This is a genomic window from Nocardia sp. No.11 (assembly GCF_038752175.1).
GTDB lineage: Bacteria > Actinomycetota > Actinomycetes > Mycobacteriales > Mycobacteriaceae > Nocardia > Nocardia canadensis.
Genome location: NZ_JBCGFB010000024.1, coordinates 33387 through 51943 on the forward strand (window position 1 = coordinate 33387; position 18557 = coordinate 51943).

Consider the following 18557-nt stretch of genomic DNA (forward strand, 5'->3'; position numbering starts at 1 on the left):
GTGGTGGAGCGAGATCGGCCACAGTCGGGATCTCGCGGCGGCAGTGGGTCAGGATTCTCGTGGCGCCGACCACTGTCCTCGCTGTCGTGTTGTCTCTGCTCGGCGTCATGTACCTGGCCTATATCGCCGATCCGGAGGGGAATCTGCACGATTTCCCGATCGTGCTGGTCAACCAGGACGTCGGCGACACCATCGACACCGGCGGCCGGACCGAGCACGTGAACTTCGGTAAGCAGGTCGCCGATGCCCTGGTCGCGGGGGTACCCGCCGACCAGGTCGATCTGCGCGTGGTCGGGATCAGCGAGTCCGAGCGGTTGATGCGCACCGCCCAGATCTACGGTGCCGTCATCATTCCCAGCGACTTCAGCAAACGGCTGGGAATTCTCGGCGTCGGCAGTGTGGTCGGCGGCGAGATCGAGCGCCCGATCATCACTGTGCAGACCAACTCCGGGATGGGCCCGTACTCGGCAGGCATCGTCACCCGCATCGGGGCGCGGGCGATGGCCGAGGTGAACAAGCAGGTCGGGCAGCAATTGAGCACGCGGGTCCGCGACACCCTCGCCGCGACGCCCGCGGGCGCGCCGACACCGGAGATCTCCGGCGCCGCCCAGCTGACGCTGGCCCAGCCCATCCAGGTGGTCGAGCAGGAATGGCGCCCGCTCGGCAAGGGCTCGGGCCTCGGCCTGACCGCGTTCTTCTACGCGCTGCTGATCCTGATGGCGGGTGTGGTCGGCGCGATGGTCATCCACACGATGGTCGACGCCCAACTCGGCTTCCAGCCCACCGAGTACGGCCCCTGGTACGTGCACTATCCGCCGACGCCGATCTCACGGTTCCACACCCTGCTGATCAAGTGGGGCGTGATGATCGTCGTGGCCGTGGTGATCTCGCTGCTCTACCTGGCCGTGGCGAAGGTCCTCGGTGTCGCCGGGAACCAGCCGACGCAGCTGCTGCTGTACTCCGTCCTCGCGCTGGTCGCGGTGGGAATGACCTGTATGGCGTCGCTGGCTGCCTTCGGCACCGCCGGCCTGCTGATCAACCTGGCCGTGTTCGTCATTCTCGGTCTGCCCTCGTCGAGCGGCACCGTCCCGATCCAGGCGGTCCCGACCTACATCGCCTGGCTGGCCGAATTCGAGCCGATGCACCAGGTGTACCTGGGCATGCGCTCGATCCTGTACTTCGAATCCGACTACACCGCCGGACTCGGGCGGGGAATCTGGATGGCGCTGCTCGGGCTCGGCCTCGCCGTGGTCGGCGGCATCGTGATCACCAGGTACTACGACGTCAAGGGACTGCACCGGGAGAACCTGATCGACACGACGAAGACGGACTGACCGCGCGCCGGTGTCACCGGGGATCGACCGGCACGATCGGCAGCCACGCCGCGATCTCGCCTGCGCGCGTCCCCGACACCGACAGCACGCCGGCGGCCACCGCGTCGTCGAACGCCAGCAATCCGGTGGCAAGCAACAACCAGGTGCGCGGGTCTGCCTCCACCACGTTCGGCGGCGTCCCCCTGGTGTGCCGTGGGCCCTCGATGCACTGCACGGCGACGAACGGCGGCACCCGAACTTCCACCGAGTGGCCGGGAGCGTCCGCCGCCAGCGCCCGCGCGGTCCCCCGCACCGCCGCGGCCAGCACGCTTCGCTCCGGCCCCGGCGCGTCGGCCGAACGCAACCAGTCGGCCACGGCGGTCACCGCGGCGCGCACCTCCGCCGGATCTACTGTCTTCCGTCCCGCCATTCGCGCAACGCTACCGATCGCGACCGGTCGCCGACGAGGCGGCGGGAGCCGAGCATCGGTGCGGACGGCGCCGCGGATCGATCAGCCGCGTCCGGCGCGCAGGGCGTCGATGCGCAGGTCGAGGTACTCGACCATCATCCGGCGCGCGTCGACGCCACCGAGCAGGGCGAGGCGTTTGGTGTGGGCGAGCAGGAGCAGGCCGGACAGGTGGGCCAGGACATCGGCGGTGATGACGCGGGCGCGTTCTTCGGTGGCGCCGAGTTCCACGGCCGCGGAGACGATCGGGCCGAGGCCGGACAGCATGGCCGCGTTGAGGCCGGCGTCCAGTTCGGCGCCGAGACCGTGCGGGCGGATGCCCCCGCGGAAGAGATAGAAGCCCAGGTCCAGGTCGCGGGGGTTGCCGTCGTAGAAGTCGAAGAACGCCAGGCCCGCGGCGCGGAACCGGGCGGCGGGGTCGTCGAGGGTGGTCACCGCCGCCACCTCGGCCGAGAGCCGGGCCAGCGATTCGCCGAGCAGCGCGGCGTAGATGTGTTCCTTGCTCGGGAAGTAGGCGTAGAGCGCGCCGGGGGTGTAGCCGGCCGCGGTGGCGATGGCCCGGATATTGGCCGCGTCGACGCCGTCGGCCTCGAAGATCGTCCTGGCCGCGCGCAGGATGATCGCGCGTTTCGCCTCGGCGATCTCGTCACGCCGCTCCGCCCGGCTCGATTCGGCCACTGGTCCCCACTTCCCTTCGATCGGGGCTTCACGCTACATTCTGAACAACGTTCAGCACAGTGAACCATGTTCAGGAGGTGTCATGCCGAGCTCCACCGAGCCGACCGAACCGACGACGCTGCGGTTGCGCAGCTCCGACGAGCTGACCCTGGTCGCCGACAGCTTCGGCACTCCGGGCGGCCCGCTGGTCGTGATGCTGCACGGCGGCGGCCAGAACCGGCACTCGTGGAAGCGCACCGGCCGCGCCCTGGCCGCGGCGGGCATGCACGTCGTCGCGGTGGACGCCCGTGGCCACGGCGACAGCGACTGGTCGCCCACCCGCGACTACACCCGCGACGCCATGGTCGGCGATCTGCTCACCGTGCTCGATCAGCTCGGCGCCACTCCCGACAACGGCGCGGTCGTCGTCGGCGCCAGCATGGGCGGCATCACCGGCCTGCTCGCGACCGCCGACCCCGCCGGCGCCGCGATCCGGGCGCTGGTGCTCGTCGACATCGTGCCCCGCTCGGAATCCAAAGGCGTGGAACGCGTCATGGACTTCCTCGGCAGACACCGCGACGGCTTCGACACCCTCGATCAGGTCGCCGACGCGGTCGCCGCCTACCTCCCGCACCGGCCGCGCCCCGACAACGCCGACGGCCTGCTGCGCAACCTGCGTCAGCGCGAGGGCCGCTGGTACTGGCACTGGGACCCCGACCTGCTCAGCGGCCTCGAGGACAACCCGCAGGCCCGCATCGCCGACATGGAAGCCGCCGCCGAGGCACTCACCATCCCGGTCCTGCTGGTCCGCGGCGGCAAGTCCGACGTGGTCAGCGACGAGGGCGCCGCCGCCTTCCTCGCCCTGGCCCCCCACGCCCGCCTGGCCGAGATCACCGCCGCCGCCCACACCGCCGCCGGCGACGACAACGACGCCTTCACCGACGCCGTAGCCGGTTTCGTCGCCACCACCTGACCATGCCCGATTCGGCTGGCGAATTGGACCAGAAACGCATCACGGTGACGGTGGCATCCGGCCACAACCCGTAGTCACCCGGGATGGTCCGCACTGTCGACAAGGCGATCACCCAGTGCCAGGCGCAATGCACAGAGGGCGGTCACACGCCGCGCCCCGAGCGGAGTTCGATCCGCTGCGCCACGAGCGGCAGCATCGCTCCCCCGGCGTTGATCGCCAGGTGCAGCAGGGCGGGGGCGGTCGCGCTGCCGGTGTGCCTGCGCAGCGCGCTGAAGACCAGTCCGGCGAGGGTGGTGAGCGCGACGGTGCCCGGCACCGATTCGCCGGTGGCCCGCGCCGGACGGATATGGCACAGACCGAAATCGAGCGCGCCGACCGCCGCGGCGACGCGCGGGTCCGCGACGTCGTCGAGCAGTGGATCGAGGGTGCCGCGGAACATCGCTTCCTCGGCGAGCACCGTGCCGACGGGGATGTGCAGGGCGACCCATTCGAGCGTGGATGTCTCGGGCACCCGCTCGGCGACCTCGAGCGGCAGCTTGCGCAGCGCCGGAACGGCCAGCGCCACACCGTAACCGGCGAACACCAGCGCGGCACCGCCCATCCCCCAGCGAAAACCCTTGGCCGACGACCAGTTCGGCCGCCCCCCGAACACCAGCGCGTAGCTCGCCGCGAACCCGAGGTTGGCCGCGGTGCGGCCACGCAGCCGAAGGCGCGACGCGGGGAGCAGCCGATTACTCCACAGCAGCGGCAGACCCAGGGCCGCACCCACTCGCATCCGCTCCCGCAGACCGGGTGCGCGTCCCCCGCTGCGCCGCGCGGAGCGCCTCACCACCGAAGCTCGCAGCACTCGAACGCGACACCGCGACCAGCGCTCGCCGACGCCCACCGGGCAGACCACCCGCCGCAGGACGCGCGATACGCAAGCACCCGCGCGCCCCTGCTCACTTGACGGCCCGCTCGAACTCGTCCGCCGAATCCAGTGCGGCCCGGATACTTTCGACGACGTCCCCGCTCACCCCGGGCGGCGCCGCCACCGCCAACCACCCGTCCAGCACCAGGCTCCCGTAGCGATGGCCGTGGCCGTCCGAAACCCCTTGGGCGTTGGTGAGATCCGCGGTGACCTGCCAGAACGTCACGAACGGCGCCCACCGCATCTGGGTGGACACATCCGGTCCGCGCGGTTCGCTGAGCCAGTCCGGCTGGGTCAGGATCAGATCGGCCGACCACCACACGATCGGGTCGGACGGATGTTGCAGGTAGGCGATGCGGGGTTCGCGCCAGGTCGCCGCGGGGCCGAGATCGCCTGCGTCGTCGGCGAATCGGACGACGAGCCCATCGGCGTACACCGGGGCCACCTCGGGTGAACCGGGGTCACGCCGGTCGACGAACTGGCTCCACAGCCGATTCGAGTTCGGCGGCCCGACCCACAGCGCCCCGTCGACCTTCTCGCGCAGGTCACCGAGCCCGTCGAACGCCTCCTCCGAACCCTGCGACCCCAGACTCTCCCCATAGACGAACAGCTTCGGCCGCTGCCCCTCCGGCTGGGCCAGCCAGCGCTGATACACCGCGTCGAACAGCTCCCGGCTCGCCGCGGCGGCCTTCTCCCGGTCCGACAGGAACGACAACACGCTGGGCAGATAGGAGTACTGCGTGGCCACGATCGCGGTGTCGCCGCCGTAGAGGTATTCGATCGCGCCCGCCGCCGTCGCGTTCACCCAACCGGTCCCGGTCGTGGTGACCACCACCATGGCCTCGCGGTCGAACGCGTTGGTCCGCTCGAGTTCGGCGACGGCCAGCTGCGCGGCGGTCTGCTCGCCGGTCACCGATTCCAGCCCGACATAGGCCCGAATCGGTTCGCGCGCGGTCTTTCCCGTCACCTCGGTGATGTCGTCGGCGCTCGGTCCGTTGGCGGCGAACCAGCGGCCCTCGTACCCGAGGGTCTGCCACGGCGCGAGCGAGGTGGCGCTGCCCGAGCGCTCCGGTTTCACGGGCTGCAGCGCGTAGTCGGAGGTGTGGTCGTTGCGCACGCTGAACGCGGAGTTGGCCACCGCGAAGAATGCCCGCGAGGCGACACCGTTGAACACCGTCACCGCGAACACCACCAGCACCAGCGCGCCGGCGGCGGGCGCGAGTTCGCGCGGCACCCGCACCCAGCGGTTGAGCTGGCGGGCCAGCACGAGCACCAGGGTCCGGATCGTGCGGTAGGCGGCGACGACGGCGATCCCGACGGCCACGCTGAGCAGCCCGGTGCGCAGGTAGGCGGGCGTCGTCGTCCCGGCCATCCCCATCAGCGAAGTGATCTCGCGCTGCCAGCGCGCCGACTGCACCAGCATCACCGCCGCGACCAGCGCGCACACGACCAGCACGGTCGCCTTGATGGCGTACCGCAGCCGATCCGACGGGCTCGGGATCGGGATCCGCGCCCGCACCCAGCGCCGGAAGATCCATTCGAGCACACAGCCGAGCCCGTACCCGATCGCGGCGTTGATCCCGCTGATCAAGCCCTGGAACAGCCAGTCGCGCGGGACCAGCGACGGCGTCACCGACAGGGCGAAGAACAGCGTCGCCAGGACCAGACCGGGGTAATTGAGGTCGACGATGTCCTCGACGCGGCGCAGCAGCTCGGCGCCGCGCGCACGCAACGTCACGAGGGTGGAGCCGGTCGCGGACACCCACCCAGTATGGCTGCCCGGTTCGGCGCCGCGGGGCGTTGTGGATGGCGGGTCGGTCACTTCCGGCGGTGTTCGGCAACTACCCATCACACTCGAGTAGTTTCACGCGCCCGCGACAATCCCCCGGTCAGCACACTGATTCCCATGAGCACACCCAATGCCAAGCCGAAGAACACCTCGGCGTACATGGTCCAGGCCGCGATCGCGTTCGGCGTCAGCCTGATCGGCACCGGCGCCGGGATCGCCTACCTGCCGCTGGACGCCTGGCAGCGCGGATTCCTCGCGATGTCCGGGCTGTTCCTCGTCACCAGCTGCTTCACCCTCGCCAAGGTCGTGCGCGACCAGCAGGAGGCGCAGTCCCTGATCGGCCGGATCGACGAGGCGCGGCTGGAACAGCTGATCGCCGAGCACAATCCGTTCCGAACAGTGTCGTAGCCGGGACCGGGCAGCCCCGATCGAGGGGTTCGGCGCTGCCCGGCCCGGCTACTTCAGCTGATGCTCGGTGGCGGCCGACTCGACCAGAAACGCCTTGATCCGCGCCGCCAGTTCCGGTGTGTAGTCCGGTGGTTCGGCCACCGCGGCCCACGCGTCGGGCACGACATTGCCGTAGTTGTGGCCGTGCCCGTTGGATACCGTCTGCGCGCGTGGCAGATCCGCCGCGACCTGCCAGAACGTGACGATCGGATACCACGACATCGCCGGGGACACATCGGGTCCGCGCTTCTCGCGCAGCCAGTCGGGTTCGGAGAACAGCAGATCCGGCGACCACCACACCACCGGGTCGGACGCGTGCTGCAGGTAGACGATGCGCGGGTCGGTCCAGTTGTCCGAGGGCCTCGCCAGCTGATCGGCGCTGGCGGCGAAGCGCACCGAGAGCCCGTCCGCGAAAATCGGGGTGATCTCCTCGGTGCCCGGATCGCGCCTGCGCACGAACTCCGCCCACAGCCGGTTCGAATTGGGCGGGCCGACCCAGAGCACGCCGTCGGTGCGGTTGCGGATGTCGGCCAGGCCGGAGAACGCGCCCTCGGAGCCCTGCGAACCGAGGCTCTCGCCGTAGACCAGCAGCTTGGGCCTGGCGTCCTCGGGCAGCGCCGCCCAGCGTTCGTACACCTTGTCGAACAGCAGGCGGCCCATGGTCATCGACTTGTCACGGTCGGACAGGAACGACAGGGCGCTGGGCAGGTAGGAGTACTGCGTCGCGACCAACGCGCTGTCCCCGTTGTACATCAGCTCGATCGACTCGGCGCTGGTCGAGTCGACCCAGCCCGTGCCGGTGGTGCTGATCACCACCAGCACTTCCCGTTCGAAGGCCTTGGTGCGGTCGAGTTCGGCGACGGCCAGGTCGGTCTGGGCCTCGAAGCCGTCGGCCGATTCCAGCCCGGCGTACACCCGGATCGGTTCGCGCGCGGGCTTTCCGGTGACCTGGCCGATGGCCAGCGCGGTCGGGGCGTTGGCCACGAACCATCGGCCCTCCGAGCCGAGGGTGTCCCACTTGGCCAAAGACTCGGGACTGCCGGAACGTTCGGGCAGCGTCGGCTGGATCGCGTGCGCGGAGGTGTGGCTGTTGCGGGCGCTGAACGCCGAATTCGCCACGGTGAAAAAGGCTTTCGCCAGCACGCCGTTGAACAGCAGCACGGCGGCGATCATCACGATGATCACGCCGAGCGGTCGCGCGAACGACGCCGGAATCCGGACCCACTGGTTCAGGCCGCGCGCGACGGCACGCACCAGCCGGACCACCCCGCGCGAGATCCAGATCAGCAGGCCGACCACCACCGCACCCACCAGCACGGTGCGCGGGTAGCCCGAATCGGAGATCGGTTCCATCCCCATCAGATCGGTGATCTGGTGCTGCCAGTGCGCGGACTGGACGCTCAGCGCGATCGAGACGATCAGGCAGCCCAGCACGATCACGGACTTCACCGCGATCGACGTCCAGCTCGGCCGCTTCGCCCAGACGTCGGCGAGCCGGTCCGGCAGGGTGATCCTGGGGAGAACCCATTTCCGCCAGGCCCAGGCCAGCGCGCAGCCGATGCCGTAGCCGATGGTGGCGTTGATGCCGCTGACCAGGCCCTGGAAGAACCAGTCACGCGGCAGCAGCGACGGCGTCAGCGACCAGCAGAAGAACACCGTGGCCACGACGAGCCCCGTGTAGTTCGGGTGGAAGAACCGTTCGACCAGGTGGATTCCGCGCAGGACCGGGTTGCCCGGCGCCGCAGGGGTGTCCGGCGCGGCGGGAGTGTCCGGCGCGGCGGGGTTGGCGTGCGCCGCCTCGGTGGGAGTCGAGCTCGTATCCTCTGTCGTCAAGCTCGACTCCCATCCGATCAGGCGGTGTGCGCTCCGAACAGCTTAGGCAGGGTGCCCTCGAACGCCTCACGCAATTCGGCGAGTGTCACCGAGAACTGACCCTGCACCTCGATCGAATCCGAGCCCTGGTCGACCACGCCGATGCGCACCCACGGCAGCTGCCGCGCCTCGCACATCTTGGTGAAGCGGGTCTCCTCCGAGCGCGGCACCGCGACGAGCACGCGCCCGGCCGACTCCGAGAACAGCTGCACGAACGGGTCCGAGCCCTCGGGCAGCACGATGCGGCAGCCGGTCTCGCCCGCCAGCGCGGCCTCGACGACGGTCTGCGCCAGACCACCCTCGGACAGGTCGTGCGCCGCGGAGATCATGCCGTCGCGCGAACCCGAGGTGAGCACCTCCGAGAGCAGCTGCTCACGGGCGAAGTCGACCTTCGGCGGCACGCCACCGAGGTGATCGTGCACGACCTGCGACCAGATCGAACCGTCCAGCTCGTCGTTGGTCTCGCCGAGCAGGATCAGCGACTCGCCCGGCTCCAGGCCCAGGCCGGTCGGGATGCGGCGGTGCACATCGTCGATCACGCCGAGCACGCCGACCACCGGGGTGGGCAGGATGGCATCCTTGCCGGTCTGGTTGTAGAAGCTGACGTTGCCGCCGGTCACCGGAATGCCCAGGGCCGCACAGCCGTCCGCGAGACCGCGCACGGCCTGCTGGAACTGCCACATCACGCCCGGGTCCTCCGGCGAACCGAAGTTCAGGCAGTTGGTGACAGCCTTCGGGGTGGCGCCGGTGGTGGCGACATTGCGGAAGGCCTCGGCCAGCGCCAGCTGCGCGCCGGTGTACGGGTCGAGCTTGGTGTAGCGGCCCGAGGCGTCGGTGGCCAGCGCGATACCGCGGCCGGACTCCTCGTCGATGCGCACCACGCCGGCGTCGGCGTGCTCGGCCAGCACGGTGTTGCCGCGCACGTAGCGGTCGTACTGCTCGGTGATCCACTTGCGGCTGCACAGCTGCGGGCTGGCGATCATCGTCAGCAGGGTCTCGCGCAGCTCGTCGGCCGTCTTGGGCCGGGGCAGCGTGGCGGTGGTGTCGGCGATCAGCGCGTCCTGGGTGTCGGGACGCTGCACCGGGCGCTCGTACACCGGACCCTCGTGGGCGACGGTGCGCGGCGGCACGTCGACGACGGTCTCGCCGTGCCAGGTGATGACGAGGTGATCGCCGTCGGTGACCTCACCGATGACGGTGGCCAGCACGTCCCACTTCTTGCAGACGGCCATGAAGGCGTCCACGTTCTCGGGAGTCACGACCGCGCACATGCGCTCCTGCGACTCGCTCGACAGGATCTCGGCGGGGGTCATGTGCTTGGCGCGCAGCGGGACCTTGGTCAGGTCGATGTGCATGCCGCCGTCGCCGGCCGCCGCCAGTTCGGAGGTGGCGCAGGACAGCCCGGCGCCGCCGAGGTCCTGGATACCGACGACGAGTCCGGCCTTGTACAGGTCGAGACAGCACTCGATGAGCACCTTCTCGGTGAACGGGTCACCGACCTGCACGGCGGGCAGCTTCTTGCGGCCGGTGCCGGTCTCCTCGCCGGAGAAGGTGTCCGAGGCCAGCACGGACACGCCACCGATGCCGTCGAGGCCGGTGCGCGCGCCGAACAGGATGATCTTGTTGCCCGCGCCGGAGGCGAAGGCCAGGTGCAGGTCTTCCACGCGCATCGCGCCCGCGCACAGCGCGTTCACCAGCGGGTTGCCCTGGTAGGAGGCATCGAAGACGGTCTCGCCGCCGACGTTCGGCAGGCCGAGGGAGTTGCCGTAGCCGCCGACGCCGCGCACGACGCCGTCGACCACGCGACGGGTGTCGGCCGCGTCCGCCGCGCCGAAGCGCAGCTGGTCCATCACCGCGATCGGGCGCGCGCCCATCGCCATGATGTCGCGCACGATGCCGCCGACGCCGGTGGCCGCGCCCTGGTACGGCTCGACGTAGGACGGGTGGTTGTGGCTCTCGACCTTGAAGGTGACGGCCCAGCCGTCGCCGATGTCGACCACACCGGCGTTCTCGCCGATGCCGGCCAGCATCGAGGCCTTCATCTCGGGCGTGGTCGTCTCACCGAAGTAGCGCAGGTGCACCTTGGAGGACTTGTAGGAGCAGTGCTCGCTCCACATCACGGAGTACATCGCCAGCTCGGCGTCGGTGGGCCGACGGCCCAGGATCTCCTTGATGCGGGCGTACTCGTCGTCTTTGAGACCGAGTTCCTTGTACGGCTGCGGAGCATCCGGGGTGGCTGCGGCGGTGGCGACGGTGTCGACCTGCAGTGTCACGGGAGACCAGGGTCCTTTCGGCCGGGGGAACTTGACTACAGAGTCTAATTGGCTATGCCGAGGCCGCCCGCTCGGGCCCGTGTTGCGAACAAGTGACAGACCTCGCACCCGGCCTGGTCACACCTACGCTTCGCCAGGCTACGCACCCGTTAGTCTGACGCCGTGAACGAGAGTCCGGGGGTTGCCGAGCAGGTCGAGTCGACTGCTCCCGCGCATGACGCGGTGCCGAGTTCCACTCCGGCCGGACCGGCGGCACCCCCACCCGGGCTCTCCACCCGTGACCGACAGCTGCGCTGGCTGGCCGCCGCGATCGGATTGTTCGTCGTCTCGGCCGCGGTGGCGCTGCTCGCGCACTGGTGGCACGGCTACATCGACCTGCGGGTCTACCGCAACGGCGCCCGGGTCTGGCTCGACGGCGGCGACCTGTACGGGCCGATGCCGCCGGTCTACGGCCTCGGTCTGCCCTTCACCTATCCCCCGCTGGCCGCCGCGTTCTTCGTGCCGCTGGCGCTGATGCCGATCCCGGTCGCCGAGGTCGTCGTGCTGGTGACCTCGCTGCTGAGTCTGGGGATCGCGCTGTGGCTGGTGCTGGTCCGGCTGCGTCCCGAGCTCGACCGGATCGCGGTGCTGACCGTGGTGATCGCCGGGCTCGGCCTGGCCCAGTTCCTCGAGCCGGTCCGCCAGACCTTCAACTTCGGCCAGATCAACCTGATCCTGATGGCCGCGATCACCCTCGACATCCTGGTGCGCAAACCGTTCTGGCCGCGCGGCATGCTGATCGGCATCGCGGTCTCGATCAAGCTGATCCCCGCGGCCTACCTGCTCTACTTCCTGCTCAAACGGGACTGGAAGGCGGCTATCACCCTGGTCGCGTCGGCCGTGGGCGCGGTCGGGATCGGGTTCCTGCTGTTCCCGGCCGATTCGGTGGAGTACTGGTTCCACACCGTCACCGACACGGGCCGCATCGGGACGCCGTACTTCGCGGGCAATCAGTCGATCAAGGGCACGCTGTTCCGCCTCGGGCTCGACGAGTCGATCGCCACCGGGCTGTGGATCGCGCTGTCGGCCGTGACGGTCGCGCTGGCCGCGGTGTGGATGTACCGGCTCATCGGCGCCGGCAAGGACGTCTCGGCGCTGCTGGTCAATGCCGCCGCCGTGCTGCTGGTCTCGCCGGTCTCGTGGTCGCACCACTGGGTGTGGGTCGCGCCCGCGCTCGTCGTCGCCGTCGACCAGGTCACCCGCCGGCGCTCGCGCGGGTTCACGGCCGTGGTCGCGCTGTTCACCGTGATGTTCATCATCGGACCGCAGTGGGTGTTGCCGCATTCCGGCGGCAAGGAACTCGACTGGGCGTGGTGGCAGCAGATCATCGGCAGCGCCTACGTGTGGGCGACGTTCGCGGTGATCGTCTACGCCGTGATCACCTACCACCCCGCCAGGAAAGCCCCCGCCGCACCGGAACTCGCCACCGCCTGACGGGGAAATTCGCGCGGCGACCCGGTCACATCGGACCGGCGGGCCGCCACGCGGGGACCCGTCGCGGCTCGACCTCGGCCACCACCACGGTTCGCCCGGAGTCGCGCCGCTGCTCCCCTGGCCGCTGCCGACGGTGCAGCGCACCGGCGTCCGCTCAGTCCACGGCGGCCGGGGTGAGGAACGCGGCGAGCGCGGAAGCGTAGGCGGACACGTCGGTGGCGCCCATGAGTTCACGGCACGAGTGCATGGCCAGCTGCGGAGCGCCGACGTCGACGGTGGAGATGCCGGTGCGGGCCGCGGTCATCGGTCCGATGGTCGACCCGCAGGGCAGATCCGCGCGATGCACATAGCGCTGCAATGGAACCTCCGCCTGGGCGCAGGCCAGCGCGAACGCCCCGGCCCCGGCCGCGTCGGTGGCATAGCGCAGGTTCTGGTTGACCTTGAGCACCGGCCCGCCGCCGACCTCGATCCGGTGCGCGGGTTCGTGGCGCTCTGGGTAGTTCGGGTGGGTCGCGTGGGCCATGTCACCGGAGGCGACCACCGAACCGGCCAGCGCCGCGAGGTAATCCGCCCGACCGCCACCACGGGCGAGCACGATGCGCTCGAGCACCGCGGGCAGCAGATCCGACTGCGCGCCCCGGTCGGACTGGCTGCCGACCTCCTCGTGGTCGAACATCACCAGCACCGGCGTCGCGGCGCCCGGTTCGTCGACGGCGGCGAGGAACGCCTGCAGCCCGGCGTAGCAGGTGCCCTGGTTGTCCAGGCGCGGCGCGCTCACCAGGTCGTTGTCCCGGCCGACCAGGGTGCTCGGCGCGAGGTCGTGGGTCATCAGTTCCCAGCCGAGTACGTCGGCGCCGTCGACGCCGGCGCGTTCGGCCACGAAATCCAGGAAGGAGGCGGGGGCGTCGCCGATGCCCCAGATCGCGTTGACGTGGCGCTGCGGGTCCAGCGTCACCCCGCGCCGATCCTCGGACAGGTGGATCGCCAGCTGCGGCACCCGCAGGATGGGGTCGTCGATGCGGACCAGCACGTCGCTCATCCGGGCGCCGTCGCGCACGCTCAGCCGGCCGGAGAGGCCGAGTTCGCGGTCCAGCCAGGAGTTCAGCCACGCGCCGCCGTAGGGCTCGAGCCCGACCAGCTGCCAGCCCGCGGTCGCCAGATCCGGATGCTGCTTCACCCGCAGGTTCGGGCTGTCGGTGTGCGCGCCGACCACCCGGAACGGGTCGGCCGGCGCGGCGTCCTCGTCGGCCCACGCGATCAGCGAACCACCGCGCACCACATAGTGTTTCCCGCCCGCGCTCTCCCACGACCGCGCCTCGGCCAGTGGGGTGAACCCGTTCGCCGCCAGCTCGGCGGCGACCGTCGCGCACACATGGAACGGCGAGGGCGAAGCATCGATGAACGCGCACAAGCCACTCGCCGTGGCCGCAGTCAGGGATACAGGCACAGCCGCGATCCTAGCCCGCGAGGTCGCCGCCCTGCCTTCCGTAACCTGGACGGGTGGACAGAGTCGACGTCGGCGGACGGTCCGAGCGGGACTGGGAATTCGCAGGTCCGGCCGATGCGATGACAGCGGGTGCCGGGATCATCGGCTACCGCGACGCGGGCGGGGCCGGCGTGGATCTGCGAGTCGCGGGGGCGGCCTCGGTCACCGTGCTGATCGAGTTCGGGGGTGGCGGGTTGCGCGTCGACGACGCGTTCGGCAGCCGCACCCTCGGTGGCTTCGTGGCCGGGCTTCCCCTCGCGGCCATGCGGGTGCGTGGGGAGCGGGCCGCGTGCGTCGAGGTCCGGATGTCGCCGGTCCGGGCGTATTCGCTGCTGGGCGTGTCCCCCACGGAACTGGGCCGGGGCGCGGTCGCCGTCGAGGACCTGTGGGGTTCACGGGCCCGGCGGCTGCGCGAGTGGCTCGCGTCCGCCCCGACCTGGGACGACCGTTTCGCGGTCACCAGAACGTTTCTCGCGCAGTGCGACCGGCCGACGCGGACCCCCGACCCGGAGGTGCTCGCGAGCTGGAGCCGCATCCTCACCACCGGCGGCCAGGTGCGCATCGGCGAGCTCGCCGCCTCCCTCGGCTGGAGCCACAAGCGGCTGTGGTCGCGGTTCGAATCCCAGATCGGGTTGACCCCCAAGCGAGCGGCGATGCTGGTCCGGTTCCGGTCCGCGGTCGACGGTCTGTTGGCCGGCAGGCCCGCGGCCGACGTCGCGGCGGCCTGCGGGTACACCGATCAGGCCCATCTGTGCCGGGACGTGTCGACCTTCGCCGACCAGACGCCGGGGTCGCTGGTGCCGCGCTATCTGCCCACCGTCGCCCAGCACCGCTACCGGGCCTGGGGAAGATTCGTCCAAGACCCGGCGGGGGCGCTCGGCCGATAGTTGTGCCGTGACCACCACTTTCGATCCCGACAAGCTCCAGATCGCCCTGGAGACCATCCACCACGCGGGCCTGCCCGGCGTCTTCGCCGAGGTACGCGCCGACGATCGGATCTGGCGTGGCGCGGCGGGTGTCGCCGACGTCGACACCGGCCGCCCCGTCACTCCCGACCTGCGCCACCGCGTCGGCAGCATCACCAAGACGTTCACCGCCGCCGCGGTGCTACGCCTGGTCGACGAGGGCGCCATCACGCTCGACACCCCGATCGGCCACTATCTGCCGCGACTGGTTCCCGGCGACCGAGGTACGGCGATCACGGTCCGGATGTTGATCAACCACACCAGCGGTCTCCCCGACTTCCTGCCCATGGCCTACCCCTCGCTCGCGGCCTTTCCCGCCGTGGCGAAGACGACCCCGGCCAGCTTGGACGACCACCGGTTCACCCGATTCGCGCCGACCGAGCTGATCGCGATGGGCGTCGGCGCACCCGCCACCGGCGCGCCGGGCGGCACACCGGGGGTGTACTCGAACACCAACTACCTGCTTCTGCGCCAGCTGATCGCGGCGGTGACCGACACCTCGGCGCCCGACTACATCACCCGCGCCATCATCGAGCCCGCCGGTCTGCCCGACACCGAGCTCCCGGCAGGCCCGACCATCGACGGACCGCATTCGCGGCACTACGAGGCATGGTTCGGCATGATCGACCCGCCGCGCGACTACAGCGTCTTCGACATGTCGTGGACCGATTGCGCGGCGTCGCTGATCTCGACCGTCGCCGATCTGAACCGCTTCTTCGGGCTGCTGCTGGCCGGCGAGATCATCAGCCGCGCGTCGCTGGCGCAGATGCGGCGAACCGTTCCGGTCATCGCCTTCGACGGCAAGACCGGCGACTACGGTCTCGGCCTGCAGAAGACCACGGTGCCCGGCCTCGGCACCTGCTGGGGCCACGAGGGTTCGGTGTGGGGCGGCGGCGCGACCTCGATGACCAGCGCGGACGGCACCCGGCAGCTGTCCTTCGCGGTGAACCTGCAGCGTTGGAACCGCCTCGACGCCACGGGAAGACCGCAACCGCATCCGATCGACGACGCGCTGGGCGCCTTCACCCAGCTGGCGCTGGGCGGGTGACTACAGCTCGGCGATGACGCCGAGCGCGGCCGACAGCTCGCTGTAGCGCCGCGCGCCGAGGCGGGCCCGCAGCTCTTCCTCGGCGAGCTGTTCCTCGGCGCGGATCTTGGTGACCAGCTTCGCCCCCAGGCTGCTGAGCCCGATCAGGATCCGGCGGCGGTCGTCGGTGGCGGCGACCCGGAAGATCAGCCCGCGCTCGGCGAGATGATCGGCGTGCCGGGTGGCCGAGGACGGCGCGAGCCGCGCGGCCGCCGCCAATTCCGACATGGTCATGCCGTCGTCGGTCGACAACTGCGACAGAATCGCCCAGTGATCGGCCGTGAGATTGTCGGCCGACAACGCCGATTCCAGCTGGCGCACCCAGTTACGTTCTGCCGAGCGCAGCGCGCCGTGCAGCGTGGAACACCCACTTATGATGGACACCGATTGCATTCCCACCTGCCGACACATTCATTCGAACAAACCTGTTCGCACTAGGCGTTAGAGTACAGAATGCCCACGTTCGACGAGAGTCGGGACGAAACGATCGAGATTCTCTCGATCGTGCCCACTCAGGGCCCCGGTGGCATCATCGCACCTTCGTGCACCGCCGCCATTTCCCTGGCCGTCGACGAAATCAATAGCGGGACAGGAATTCTGGGTCGCGAAATTCGGCTGACAACGCTCGACGGCGGCCGGCCGCCGTACGAGGTGGCCGCCGAAGTCGACGCGTTCCTGGCGACCGGAATGGTCGGCGCGATCACCGGCTGGCACACCTCGGCGGTGCGTCGCGCCGTCGCCGACGCCGTCGACGGCCGTGTCCCCTACCTCTACGCGACCGACCACGAGGGCCTGCCCGACGAGCGCCCCGGCGTCTTGCTGGTGGGCGAGCATCCCGATCACCAGACCGTGCCCGCCGTCGCCTGGATGGCTCGTGAGCTGGGCGTTCGCCGCTGGGCGGTGATCGGCAACGACTACATCTGGCCCCGGCAGACGGTCAACGCGCTGCGCCGGGCGCTGCCGACACCGGCCGATCTCGTGCTCGAGCAGTACGTGCCGCTGGGCACCACCGATTTCCACCCGTTCCTGGACAGCCCGGCGCTGCTGCGCGCCGACGCGGTGCTGATCCTGATGGTCGGCGCCGACACCGCGCGCTTCAATCGCCAGTTCACCGCCACCGGTCTGCCCGCGATCATGCCGCGGCTGAGCCCCGCCGTCGACGAGAACGTGCTGCTGAGCGCGGGTCCGGCGGCCAATGCCAACATGTTCGTCGCGTCGAGCTTCTTCGTCGACGAGCACACCGCCGACGGCCGCGACCGCCGCACCCGCTACCGCGAGCACCACGGCGCCTTCGCCCCCGCGCTGACCACGTTCAGCAACTCCGCCTACGAGGCCGTCCACCTGCTGCGCACGCTGGCCGACACCGTCGGCACCCTGGACGTGCCGACCATCGCGGCCAGACTCGACGACGGCATCGTCCTGGACGGCCCGTCCACCCGCAACGGCTTCCTCGGCAACCAGGCGATCGGTCCTGCGCACCTGGCTCGCGCCGACGGCGTCGACTTCGACATCATCGACCAGCTGCCCTGACGACCACCACGCCCCGACCCCGAGGAGGGTCAGGCCGCGCAGCGGCCGTCGCGGCCGTCCCGCCGATCAGGTGCCGTTGCGCAAGCGACGAAGGAGCGAGCAACGGCACCTGATCGGCGGGACCCAAGGGGCCGCGACCTCGAGCGCGCCAGCGCTCCAAAACTCAAGCGTTGATGAGGCTGTCGATCACCGAGAAGAACATGCCGAGACCGTCGTCGCTCGGACCGGTCAGCGCCTCGGTGGCGTGCTCGGGGTGCGGCATCAGGCCGACGACCCGGCCGTTGGCCGAGGAGATGCCCGCGATGCCGCGCTGGGAGCCGTTCGGGTTGTCGCCCGCGTAGCGGAACACCACGCGACCTTCGCCCTCGAGCTCGTCGAGCACCTGCGCGGAGGCCTGGTAGCGGCCCTCGCCCGACTTCAGCGGGATGAGGATCTGCGCGCCCGGCTCGTAGCGGGAGGTCCAGGCGGTGTTGGTCGCCTCGACCTGCAGCCACTCGTCGCGGCAGATGAAGTGCAGGCCCTCGTTGCGGGTCAGCGCGCCGGGCAGCAGCCCGGCCTCGCACAGCACCTGGAAGCCGTTGCAGATGCCCAGCACCGGCAGGCCCTGACCGGCCGCGCGCACGACCTCGCCCATCACCGGCGCGAACCGGGCGATGGCGCCGCAGCGCAGGTAGTCGCCGTAGGAGAAGCCGCCGGGCACGATGACCGCGTCGACGCCCTTGATGTCGGCGTCGGCGTGCCACAGGCTCACGGCCTCGGCGCCGGCCAGCCGCACCGCGCGAGCGGCGTCGACGTCGTCGAGCGTGCCGGGGAAGGTGATAACGCCGATGCGTGCGCTCATGCCCGCGCCTCGCTGACGCTCGGCTCCGGCATGACCGCGTGGGCGGCTGTGCTGTGCTCCCTCATGAGACCCGAACCACCTTCCAGTCCTCGATCACCGTGTTGGCCAGCAGCGCCTCGGCGATCTGCTCGAGCTCGGCGTCGGAGACACTGTCGTCCACCTCGAGCTCGAATCGCTTGCCCTGCCGCACATCCGAGATTCCGGCGAATCCCAGACGCGGGAGCGCGCCGACCACGGCCTGTCCCTGGGGATCCAGGATCTCGGCCTTCGGCATGACCTCGACCACGACTCGTGCCACGCGTTGCTCCTCATGTGGTGTGGGGGGTTACCTCGGAAATCCTAGTTGACCCGGCCGTCGTGCCCGCGTTCCGGGGTCGCGGCGGCTGTCTTCGACGACGCCGACCGCCGAGGCCCTGCGTGGCCACGCTCCGCTCCCGCCTCCGGGCCCACCGGCATCGGCGGCGATAGCATCGGC

17 protein-coding genes are annotated in these 18557 nt (G+C 70.3%); 7 read left to right on the forward strand and 10 right to left on the reverse strand.

The annotated features are described in order from the left end of the window. Positions 1–59 precede the first annotated feature (59 nt). Positions 60–1334 (forward strand): DUF3533 domain-containing protein, encoded by a 1275-nt coding sequence (locus V8688_RS10355; protein ID WP_342800694.1) that lies wholly within the window; start codon positions 60–62, stop codon positions 1332–1334. 13 nt (positions 1335–1347) lie between these two features. Here V8688_RS10355 and V8688_RS10360 read toward each other — a convergent pair whose 3' ends face one another. Both V8688_RS10360 and V8688_RS10365 read right to left on the reverse strand, forming a co-directional pair. Beyond that, the gene (locus tag V8688_RS10360; protein WP_218718751.1) at positions 1348–1743 is read right to left on the reverse strand and encodes a sterol carrier family protein; all 396 of its coding nucleotides are present in this window, start codon (positions 1741–1743) and stop codon (positions 1348–1350) included. 81 nt (positions 1744–1824) lie between these two features. Next, complete coding sequence (locus V8688_RS10365) at positions 1825–2457, reverse strand: TetR/AcrR family transcriptional regulator (RefSeq protein WP_218718750.1); 633 nt, start codon at positions 2455–2457, stop codon at positions 1825–1827. An 82-nt stretch (positions 2458–2539) separates the two neighbouring features. Here V8688_RS10365 and V8688_RS10370 point away from each other — a divergent pair, with 82 nt between their 5' ends. Continuing rightward, positions 2540–3409, forward strand: a complete 870-nt coding sequence (locus V8688_RS10370; RefSeq protein WP_316573431.1) for an alpha/beta hydrolase — start codon at positions 2540–2542, stop codon at positions 3407–3409. 142 nt (positions 3410–3551) lie between these two features. Here the strand turns inward: V8688_RS10370 and V8688_RS10375 are convergent, their stop codons facing one another. Both V8688_RS10375 and V8688_RS10380 read right to left on the reverse strand, forming a co-directional pair. Then, entirely contained in the window at positions 3552–4184 is a 633-nt protein-coding gene (locus V8688_RS10375) for a CPBP family intramembrane glutamic endopeptidase (RefSeq protein ID WP_218718748.1), read from the reverse strand. Positions 4185–4350: 166 nt separating this feature from the next. After that, positions 4351–6081, reverse strand: a complete 1731-nt coding sequence (locus V8688_RS10380; RefSeq protein WP_342800695.1) for an alpha/beta hydrolase — start codon at positions 6079–6081, stop codon at positions 4351–4353. Positions 6082–6225: 144 nt separating this feature from the next. On the opposite strand from V8688_RS10380, the gene V8688_RS10385 reads away from it, so the two are divergent. Then, entirely contained in the window at positions 6226–6516 is a 291-nt protein-coding gene (locus V8688_RS10385) for a YiaA/YiaB family inner membrane protein (RefSeq protein ID WP_218718747.1), read from the forward strand. 48 nt (positions 6517–6564) lie between these two features. Here V8688_RS10385 and V8688_RS10390 read toward each other — a convergent pair whose 3' ends face one another. Together V8688_RS10390 and purL are read right to left on the reverse strand one after the other, a co-directional pair. Then, positions 6565–8388: an alpha/beta-hydrolase family protein gene (locus tag V8688_RS10390; protein ID WP_342800696.1), complete on the reverse strand. Its 1824-nt coding sequence runs from the start codon at positions 8386–8388 to the stop codon at positions 6565–6567. Between the two features lie 17 nt (positions 8389–8405). Then, positions 8406–10700 carry a phosphoribosylformylglycinamidine synthase subunit PurL gene (purL, locus tag V8688_RS10395; protein WP_342800697.1) on the reverse strand — a complete coding sequence of 765 codons (2295 nt, stop codon included), beginning with the start codon at positions 10698–10700 and terminating at the stop codon, positions 8406–8408. 162 nt (positions 10701–10862) lie between these two features. Between purL and V8688_RS10400 the strand changes: the two genes are divergently transcribed. Next, positions 10863–12173 carry a glycosyltransferase 87 family protein gene (locus V8688_RS10400; protein WP_308248495.1) on the forward strand — a complete coding sequence of 437 codons (1311 nt, stop codon included), beginning with the start codon at positions 10863–10865 and terminating at the stop codon, positions 12171–12173. A 154-nt stretch (positions 12174–12327) separates the two neighbouring features. Here V8688_RS10400 and V8688_RS10405 read toward each other — a convergent pair whose 3' ends face one another. After that, entirely contained in the window at positions 12328–13620 is a 1293-nt protein-coding gene (locus V8688_RS10405; protein WP_218718745.1) for a M18 family aminopeptidase, read from the reverse strand. Positions 13621–13673: 53 nt separating this feature from the next. Here V8688_RS10405 and V8688_RS10410 point away from each other — a divergent pair, with 53 nt between their 5' ends. Both V8688_RS10410 and V8688_RS10415 read left to right on the forward strand, forming a co-directional pair. Further along, on the forward strand, positions 13674–14546 hold the full coding sequence (locus tag V8688_RS10410; protein ID WP_342800698.1) for a helix-turn-helix domain-containing protein: 873 nt from the start codon (positions 13674–13676) through the stop codon (positions 14544–14546). A gap of 7 nt (positions 14547–14553) precedes the next feature. Then, positions 14554–15672: a serine hydrolase domain-containing protein gene (locus V8688_RS10415; RefSeq protein WP_342800699.1), complete on the forward strand. Its 1119-nt coding sequence runs from the start codon at positions 14554–14556 to the stop codon at positions 15670–15672. Here the strand turns inward: V8688_RS10415 and V8688_RS10420 are convergent, their stop codons facing one another. Next, complete coding sequence (locus V8688_RS10420; protein WP_218718744.1) at positions 15673–16104, reverse strand: MarR family transcriptional regulator; 432 nt, start codon at positions 16102–16104, stop codon at positions 15673–15675. 60 nt (positions 16105–16164) lie between these two features. On the opposite strand from V8688_RS10420, the gene V8688_RS10425 reads away from it, so the two are divergent. Further along, positions 16165–17241: a substrate-binding domain-containing protein gene (locus tag V8688_RS10425; protein WP_342800700.1), complete on the forward strand. Its 1077-nt coding sequence runs from the start codon at positions 16165–16167 to the stop codon at positions 17239–17241. Positions 17242–17404: 163 nt separating this feature from the next. Here V8688_RS10425 and purQ read toward each other — a convergent pair whose 3' ends face one another. Together purQ and purS are read right to left on the reverse strand one after the other, a co-directional pair. Next, positions 17405–18082 (reverse strand): phosphoribosylformylglycinamidine synthase subunit PurQ, encoded by a 678-nt coding sequence (purQ, locus tag V8688_RS10430; protein ID WP_218718742.1) that lies wholly within the window; start codon positions 18080–18082, stop codon positions 17405–17407. Positions 18083–18143: 61 nt separating this feature from the next. Continuing rightward, complete coding sequence (gene purS, locus V8688_RS10435; protein WP_218718741.1) at positions 18144–18380, reverse strand: phosphoribosylformylglycinamidine synthase subunit PurS; 237 nt, start codon at positions 18378–18380, stop codon at positions 18144–18146. Positions 18381–18557 lie beyond the last annotated feature (177 nt).

Coding starts and splice junctions, on each gene's coding strand:
- V8688_RS10360 (WP_218718751.1), bottom strand. CDS start 1,743: ATGGCGGGACGGAAGACAGTAGATCCGGCGGAGGTGCGCGCCGCGGTG.
- V8688_RS10370 (WP_316573431.1), top strand. CDS start 2,540: ATGCCGAGCTCCACCGAGCCGACCGAACCGACGACGCTGCGGTTGCGC.
- V8688_RS10375 (WP_218718748.1), bottom strand. CDS start 4,184: ATGCGAGTGGGTGCGGCCCTGGGTCTGCCGCTGCTGTGGAGTAATCGG.
- V8688_RS10385 (WP_218718747.1), top strand. CDS start 6,226: ATGAGCACACCCAATGCCAAGCCGAAGAACACCTCGGCGTACATGGTC.
- V8688_RS10420 (WP_218718744.1), bottom strand. CDS start 16,104: ATGCAATCGGTGTCCATCATAAGTGGGTGTTCCACGCTGCACGGCGCG.
- V8688_RS10425 (WP_342800700.1), top strand. CDS start 16,165: ATGCCCACGTTCGACGAGAGTCGGGACGAAACGATCGAGATTCTCTCG.
- purQ (WP_218718742.1), bottom strand. CDS start 18,082: ATGAGCGCACGCATCGGCGTTATCACCTTCCCCGGCACGCTCGACGAC.